The sequence below is a fragment of the Phocaeicola sp. genome (genome assembly GCF_048170425.1).
Lineage (GTDB): Bacteria > Bacteroidota > Bacteroidia > Bacteroidales > Bacteroidaceae > Phocaeicola.
Window position 1 is genome coordinate 1 of the sequence record NZ_DBEXBB010000113.1, and the last position, 7,886, is coordinate 7,886.

Below are 7,886 nucleotides of genomic sequence, written 5' to 3' on the forward strand. Positions count from 1 at the left end.
TATTTGTTTAGGATATGCTATAGGCTTCCCCCTTATTGTTCTTTGTATCATTTGCTCCAATTATATTTTCAATATTTATTCGGGGAATGAGAATTTAATGCAGATGGCTCGTCTACCGTTTATAGTAGCCCTGTTGAATTACGCTTTTGCCTTACCTGGTTATGTATATATGAATGCTGTAATCGGAACCGGTGCTACGCATATCACTTTTATATTTCAGATTGTAACCATTATAGCCTATCAGATTTATTTATGGTCAATAAGCTGTTTCAGTACTTCCCTTTCCGTATATTGGACTGCAGAATATTTATATGTGATATTACTTGGATTACTTGCTGTTATCTATCTCAAAAGCAAGAACTATTAAAAGTTTGAGTTCCATGACTTCGCGTCACCCTTTTAGAGTGATGCGAAGTCGGAAAACTATTTATCAACGTATTGTAAAATTAATGTTTTATATGATGAAGTCAGGAATTGCTTTCAGATTACATGGAATCCTTGTCGGAAAGTGTTGACAGATTGGATTTCATCTAATCCTCCTTAAGACCGTATTTCTCACCGTAAAGTCGCAACACGTCTTGAACAGTTTTTTCTCCGAATAGGTTAATCATATCTTCCAGGTCGTATTTCATCGCTTCATCATTATGAGGGGTGAGACACATGACGCGCGACTCCATGTCACAATAGTCCGGCAGTCTGAGGAACATCCCTTTCGTAGATTGTCCGCACAGCCGCCATGCCGTTATCGGCTGACGGAACGAGGTAGCTTCACAGAACATATAGGCCATATCTTTGACATTTGAGATGTCCCATTTGTCGAGTGGCTGATTAAAACTTTTCGCCTCGTTGAACATACAGTACATATTCTGCACGTTCGAGACATTCCAATCGTTCAGCGGCTGGTTGAAGCTCGACGCTTTGGAGAACATCTCGCGCATATCCTGCACGTTTGAAACATCCCAATCGTTCAGCGGCTGGTTGAAGCTCGACACTTCGCAGAACATCTCGCGCATGTTTTGCACGTTCGAGACATTCCACTTTTCAAGCGGCTGATTAAACGCCGCGGCCCTCCAGAACATCTGTTTCATATTCGTGACGGAGGAAACGTTCCATGCGCCGATAGGCTGGTTGAAGCGCTCCGCTATGTAGAACATACCGTCCATGTCGGTAACGCTTGAGACGTCCCACAACGCTATATTCTGGTTGAAACTAGAGGCGAAGCGGAACATATCGCCCATGTCGGTAACTTTTGAGACATTCCAAGAGTTTAGATTCTGATTGAAGGAGAGAGCGTAATAGAACATACACCGCATGTTCCGGACGTTTGAGACGTTCCAGCCGTCGAGCGGCTGGTTGAAGCGCTCTGCGTTGGAGAACATATAGTTCATGTCTGTTACGCTGCTCACGTCCCAGGCTTCAAGCGGCTTGTTAAATCTGTGAGCACCTTCGAACATGTGGGACATATCACGCACGTTGGAGACATCCCATCCACTTATGTCGTGGTTGAAGTAGATTGCGCCGGCAAACATATGCTTCATCGTTACGACATTTGACGTATCCCACGTCTCGATACCGGCAAAGTTACTGCGTTTAGACTTTCGAAAGAGGCCTTCCATGTCTGTTATCAGAGACGTATCTATATTGGCGAGCGGCAATTTTGCGCCCATATCCAAGAGTTCTATAAGCTCGCGTTTGGAGCGGGGCTTGTGCTTCACGTCTCCCACATTGGTGCGGACGGAACCTATCAGCTCCGGATGGGTCGTTTCAAGTTCGCGCATATATTCCGTAGTGTGTTCACTGCCGTAGCGTGAGAGTTCCGCGTACACCTCTGCCGGGTGGAGCTTGTCCAGCTTTTCTTTCAGCCTTGCGCGGCAGTTCTTCTTTGTAGCAAGGTGGAAGCAAAGTGTCAACGTCTTGACGTCGGTGAAGTTTGGAGCGTACAGGAATATGTTGCTTATGTCGCAGAATCGTGGTATCAGCCACGTATCGAGCGGCTGGCTGAAGCTGCGCGCGTTTTTGAACATCCTTTCGGCGTCTTCAACACGGCTCACGTTCCAGCGGTCGAGCGGCTGATTGAAGCTTTTCGCACCGTCGAACATGCGTAACATATACCGCACGTTCGAGACGTCCCAATCGTTCAGCGGCTGGTTGAAGCGTACCGCCCCCTCGAACATCCCTTCCATCCTTGTGACCTTCGACGTATCCCACATGCCGATATTCTGATTAAACTTGATGCAACCAGCGAAGGTCCACGCCATTTCACGGACTTCCGACGTATCCCATTTGTCGAGCGGCTGGTTAAACTTCTCGGCTTCACAGAACATACACGAAATTTTCTGGACCTTTGAGACGTCCCAATCGTTAAGCGGCTGATTAAATTTGACGCAGCCGCCGAACATCGACTCCATATTCGTTACGGACGAAACGTCCCAATCCCCTAAAGGCTGATTAAAGTCGCTGCATCCACAAAATATGCACTCCATGTTCGTTACGGCCGAAACATTCCAATTCCCTATGGGATGGTTGAAATGTTTCACTCTGTGAAACAAGCGTTCCATCGTAGTGACGTTAGATGTGTCCCACGTTTCAAGCCCGTCAAAGTTTGTGCGTGTTGAATCGCAGAACAGCCAACTCATATCCGTTATCAGAGAAGTATCGATGTCACCGAGGCAAACGGTCTCATTGTTCACTAACTCCTTCAGTTCTTTTAAACTGCCGGGTTTGTACAGTTTACTCATAATTACATTCCAAATTTTGTAAATACCAATAGAAAAGCACACCATCGGTTAACTGAATAGTGTACTCATAAAAAAGATTTCTAAAGGAAGGAAAGAAAGCCGAATTAATCAACTGAATAAATTAAATTTTGAGTTTCTTAACTCAAAAGGACTGCCCGGCTATGATTAGGAAAGACAAGGCTTTTCGGGCAACGATCCAAAAGGAAACGCAGAGGCCACGACCTTCACGGTCGCGGCCTCTTTCTCAAACAACCAATAAGAAATAAGAGATAATCCTTTAGGGGATGGATTATCTGATGAACAGCAGTTCTCTGTATTTGGGTAATGTCCACATCTGATCATCCACAATCAGTTCCAGCTTGTCAATGTGGTAACGAATCTGTTCCAGCATCGGAGCTATTTTATCATGATATTCGATAGCTTTAGCACGTTCGTCTACAATCTTGTTGGCTACTTTTCGGGCTTCTACCATGGTATCTACATGTTCCTTGATGTAAGAAGTGTGTTCTGCAATCTTACGGATGATGGCCATGTTTTCAGCAGACAGCTTTTCGGCCTCTTCTGCAGGGAAGATTTGCTTCATCTTGTATACATTGTCAATCAGTTTACTCTGGTATTCAATGGCTACCGGAACTACGTGGTTCATTACCAGGTCGCCCAAAACGCGGGCTTCAATCTGGATTTTCTTGGTATAGGTTTCCCATTTTACTTCGTTGCGTGCTTCTAGTTCCTTGCGGGTCATGACGCCGGCAGATTCGAACATGCGTACACTGTCTTCTGTCAGATACTGGTCGAAGATGACCGGGCAGCTGGTTTCGCAGTCCAGACCACGGCGTGCAGCTTCTTCTTTCCATTCGTCGCTGTATCCGTTGCCGTCGAAGCGGATGGGTTTGCTAATCTTGATGTATTTACGGATCACCTGAATGATAGCTGAAATTTTCGGTTCACCTTTCTCTATCAGTTCGTCCACTTCTTTCTTGAATTCGGTAAGCTGTTCAGCTACGGCTGTGTTCAGGGCAATCATGGCGCTGGCGCAGTTAGCTTCAGAACCTACAGCGCGGAATTCAAAGCGGTTGCCGGTGAAGGCGAACGGTGAAGTACGGTTACGGTCGGTATTGTCAATCAACAGTTCCGGAATCTGCGGAATGTCGAGTTTCATACCGTGTTTACCTCCTAAGGCAATCAGTTCGTCGGTTGAACTGTCTTCCATGTGGTCAAGCACTTTGCTCAACTGGCTGCCTAAGAAGGAAGAGATGATGGCGGGAGGTGCTTCGTTGGCTCCCAGACGGTGTGCGTTGGTTGCACTCATGATGGAAGCTTTCAGCAATCCGTTGTGGCGGTACACAGCCATCAGGGTGTTTACGATGAATGTAATGAAACGCAGGTTCTCTTCCGGAGTCTTTCCCGGAGCCATCAGCAGTGTGCCGGTATCCGTCCCGAGCGACCAGTTGTTGTGCTTACCGGAACCGTTGACACCCTTGAACGGTTTTTCGTGCAGCAGTACACGGAATCCGTGTGTGCGGGCAACTTTCCGCATCAATGACATGATGAGCATGTTATGGTCTACGGCCAGGTTACATTCTTCGAAAATCGGAGCCAATTCAAACTGGTTGGGGGCTACCTCATTATGCCGTGTCTTCACTGGAATTCCTAATTCGAGTGCCTGGATTTCAAGGTCTTTCATGAAAGCTGCCACACGGGTAGGGATAGCACCGAAGTAATGGTCTTCCAGTTGCTGGTTCTTGGAGGCTTCGTGTCCCATCAGCGTACGTCCTGTCAGCAACAGGTCCGGACGTGCGGCATACAAACCTTCGTCTACCAGGAAGTATTCCTGTTCCCATCCTAAGTAAGCCATCACTTTTTTCACATTCGGGTCGAAATAGTGGCAAACGTCTACTGCCGCTTTGTTGACTGCACGGAGGGCTTTCAGAAGCGGAGCCTTGTAGTCGAGTGATTCACCGGTATAAGCGATAAAGATGGTCGGAATGCACAAGGTGTCGTCTACTACGAACACAGGCGATGAAGGATCCCATGCGCTGTATCCACGAGCCTCGAAGGTGTTACGGATTCCGCCGTTCGGGAAAGAAGAAGCATCCGGTTCCTGCTGTACAAGGAGCTTTCCGGAGAACTCTTCCATCATGCCACCTTTCCCGTCGTGTTCTACGAATGCATCGTGTTTCTCGGCTGTTCCTTCTGTCAGTGGCTGGAACCAGTGAGTATAATGGGTAGCCCCCAGTTCGCTGGCCCATCGTTTCATACCTTCGGCTACGGCATCGGCTATCTGGCGGTCAAGAGCTGCGCCATTGTCCATGGCATCAATCAATCGTGCAAATACCGTAGAAGGCAGGTATTTAAACATTTTTTCTCTGTTGAATACATATTTACCGAAGTATTCTCCCGGTCTTTTGTCAGGGGCAGGTACTTCCATGGGTTTAGCCTGGAAGGCCTTTTCTACTACTCTGAATCTTAATGTTGACATGTGACTATAAATTTTTATTGGTTATTTAATAGTTAGTAGTGAATGTGCTATGTTTAATGGTTGTAGGCAGATTCTCCATGTTCGTAAACGTCCAATCCTTCTTCTTCGATTCTGGCAGAAACACGCAGGCCGTGAACTTTGTCGAGGACTTTGAAGATGATGTATCCCATCAATGCGGCCCATCCGCCGACGATGATTACACCAAAAATCTGTGCACCGAGGAATCCGAAGCCGCCTCCGTAGAATGTGCCGCCTTCTACGGCAAACAGACCGGTAAGAATGGTTCCGAGGCTACCGCATACACCGTGTACGGAAGAGGCACCTACAGGGTCGTCAATTTTCAGACGGTGTTCGATGAATTCTACAGCGAAAATCATGACGGTTCCGCAGATAGCTCCGATAAGAGCGGCTCCCATTGGTGATACCAGGTCGCATCCGGCTGTTACACCGACGAGTCCGGCAAGGATACCATTGAGTGTGAGAGAGAGTGACGGTTTACCATATTTAATCCAGCTTACAAGCAAGGCAAGGAATCCTCCGGTACAAGCTGCCAGGTTGGTGGTAAGGAATACGTGTGAGATGGCTGTCTGGTCACCGTATCCGGCTGCAGCAAGCTGTGAACCTGGGTTGAAACCGAACCATCCGAACCAAAGGATGAATACACCCAGACAGGCCAGTGTCAGGTTGTGACCGGGGATAGCTTTTGATTTTCCGTCCTTTCCGTATTTGCCCAAACGCGGACCAAGAATGGCGGCGCCGACTAGTGCAATCCATCCACCTACAGAGTGAACCACAGTTGAACCGGCAAAGTCATGGAATGTATAACCGAACACAGACATCATAAATGAATCCGGATCTGCGTTTGAAAGCCATCCTCCTCCCCAGGTCCAGTGACCGGAAACCGGATAGATTAATACGCTGATGGCTATTGTGTAAGCCAGATACATGGAGAATTTGGTACGTTCGGCCATGGCACCTGACACAATGGTGGCGGAAGTGGCACAGAATACGGTCTGGAAGATTAGGAAACCTTCAATAGGTAATCCGTTCTGAATGATATTGTCCATGGCATCCAGGTCAAAGAGGTGTGGAGTACCGAATACATTTCCTACACCGAACATCAGTCCGAAACCGATAAACCAGAACAGAATGGAACCTACCATAAAGTCTACCAGGTTTTTCATTAGGATGTTGGCTGTGTTCTTGCTGCGGGTAAATCCGGCTTCAACCAGAGCAAAGCCCGGCTGCATGAAAAATACCAGCATGGCAGCCAGTAACATCCATACGGTGTTAAGTCCGGTAGATAATTCCGCTATCTTGTCAGCGTTGCTAACCTCTTCAGGTACAGAGATCTGCGCTGTTGTGATCAATGGAAACAGAAGTAAGAATAAGGGTATGAGGATTTTGCGGTATGCTGCAGTGTGCACACCTTCTGTAAGTCGTTTCATAATTTTTACCTATTAAGAATTAATACCTGAGTTGATTTTCCGTGGTTATTTTTCCTGTTCCGCATTATAAAGCGAAATATCGCCACGTTCGCCTGTACGGATACGGATGGAGTCTTCTACGGGGATGATGAAAATGCGTCCGTCACCTATCTCACCGGTATAAGCGGCTTTCATGATGGCCTGTACGGTCTTTTCCACATTCTTTTCCCTCACTACGATGGAAATCAGGATTCGTTCGATGGTACTGGTATCATATACTACCCCACGATAAATACGACCTTCGCGGGTTTTTCCGACACCTCTTACTTCATAGTAGGAGAACCATTCGATGTCGGCGGCCAATAATGCCTCCTTTACTTCTTCGAATTTGGTTCTACGGATGATTGCTTCAATCTTTTTCATAATAAATTGTATTTGTATTTTGTATTGTTTGTTATCCTGTGTAATCTTTTTTGCCTCTTGAAATCACTAATTCTATTGATGCTGTATTTGTATTGTAGTATATTTTTGTCAGAAACTTATGCCAAACACAAAGTAAGCTCCTTCTGTGGCCGGATTCCAAATAGCCTGGGCAAATATAGGCAGAGAGTAGGAATCTGTGATTTTGATTTCCTTGCTGGCTCCGAGGCATATATTTGAAACTTCAAATCCACTTGCCCCATTGTTGTAGAAACTGGTTTCCCATGGGGTAGCACCTATTTCTGCCGACCAGTCCAGACCACCTAATTTGAAGGGGGCTGCGATGCTGAAGTAGGAAGAATAAGCACGGTCACCGTTTGCTCTTACGCCATCAGCTCCTGCAAAGTTTGTATACCAGTTCACGGCTAAGGGACCGAAATCGTAACCTACTTGTGCTTCGAACACGTGTGAAGTGTTGTGGGCACCATAGTGAAAATACTCAGGACCGCCGTCAAACCAATAATCAGTGACAGATACGCTGAATCCTCCCGTACTGTATCCTAAAGTAAGGTCGAATTCCTTGGTGTCTTCTTTATCCAGTCCCACAGAACCCCAGCCTGAAAGGGAGAAACCTTTGTAGGATACGGAAGCAGAGGGTTGGATGCTCACATTTCCTAAATCCTGTCCACGCCAGATGTATCCGCTTACAAGATCGGCTCCAATGTTAGCTTCTACTTTGTCTTGTGCCATTGAAATGACTGGAATGCCTATCATTAAAAGCAGTGCGATTCCGGTGAGTTGCATTCTTTTCATTGCTTTCGT

General features: G+C 46.7%; 5 protein-coding genes and 1 pseudogene. 1 reads left to right on the forward strand and 5 read right to left on the reverse strand.

Going from position 1 to position 7,886, the window contains the following annotated elements:
* Nucleotides 1-367: pseudogene (locus ACMJ0U_RS04525) on the forward strand (MATE family efflux transporter); the annotation flags it as partial.
* A gap of 163 nt (nt 368-530) precedes the next feature.
* Here the strand turns inward: ACMJ0U_RS04525 and ACMJ0U_RS04530 are convergent.
* From ACMJ0U_RS04530 to ACMJ0U_RS04550, 5 genes are all read right to left on the reverse strand, one after another.
* Nucleotides 531-2,738 carry a BspA family leucine-rich repeat surface protein gene (locus tag ACMJ0U_RS04530; RefSeq protein WP_417128453.1) on the reverse strand — a complete coding sequence of 736 codons (2,208 nt, stop codon included), beginning with the start codon at nt 2,736-2,738 and terminating at the stop codon, nt 531-533.
* Nucleotides 2,739-3,027: 289 nt separating this feature from the next.
* The gene (locus ACMJ0U_RS04535; RefSeq protein WP_417128455.1) at nt 3,028-5,217 is read right to left on the reverse strand and encodes a glutamine synthetase III; all 2,190 of its coding nucleotides are present in this window, start codon (nt 5,215-5,217) and stop codon (nt 3,028-3,030) included.
* A gap of 53 nt (nt 5,218-5,270) precedes the next feature.
* Nucleotides 5,271-6,665, reverse strand: a complete 1,395-nt coding sequence (locus tag ACMJ0U_RS04540; protein ID WP_417128457.1) for an ammonium transporter — start codon at nt 6,663-6,665, stop codon at nt 5,271-5,273.
* Nucleotides 6,666-6,710: 45 nt separating this feature from the next.
* Nucleotides 6,711-7,067 carry a P-II family nitrogen regulator gene (locus ACMJ0U_RS04545; protein WP_417128458.1) on the reverse strand — a complete coding sequence of 119 codons (357 nt, stop codon included), beginning with the start codon at nt 7,065-7,067 and terminating at the stop codon, nt 6,711-6,713.
* Between the two features lie 108 nt (nt 7,068-7,175).
* A complete protein-coding gene (locus tag ACMJ0U_RS04550) occupies nt 7,176-7,877 on the reverse strand; it encodes a hypothetical protein (RefSeq protein ID WP_417128459.1) in 702 nt (233 codons plus the stop codon).
* Between the last annotated feature and the right edge of the window lie 9 nt (nt 7,878-7,886).

What these genes read in the sequence shown, in the direction of transcription:
- ACMJ0U_RS04535 (WP_417128455.1), bottom strand. Translation starts at nt 5,217, where the DNA reads ATGTCAACATTAAGATTCAGAGTAGTAGAAAAGGCCTTCCAGGCTAAA.
- ACMJ0U_RS04550 (WP_417128459.1), bottom strand. Translation starts at nt 7,877, where the DNA reads ATGAAAAGAATGCAACTCACCGGAATCGCACTGCTTTTAATGATAGGC.
- ACMJ0U_RS04540 (WP_417128457.1), bottom strand. Translation starts at nt 6,665, where the DNA reads ATGAAACGACTTACAGAAGGTGTGCACACTGCAGCATACCGCAAAATC.
- ACMJ0U_RS04545 (WP_417128458.1), bottom strand. Translation starts at nt 7,067, where the DNA reads ATGAAAAAGATTGAAGCAATCATCCGTAGAACCAAATTCGAAGAAGTA.
- ACMJ0U_RS04530 (WP_417128453.1), bottom strand. Translation starts at nt 2,738, where the DNA reads ATGAGTAAACTGTACAAACCCGGCAGTTTAAAAGAACTGAAGGAGTTA.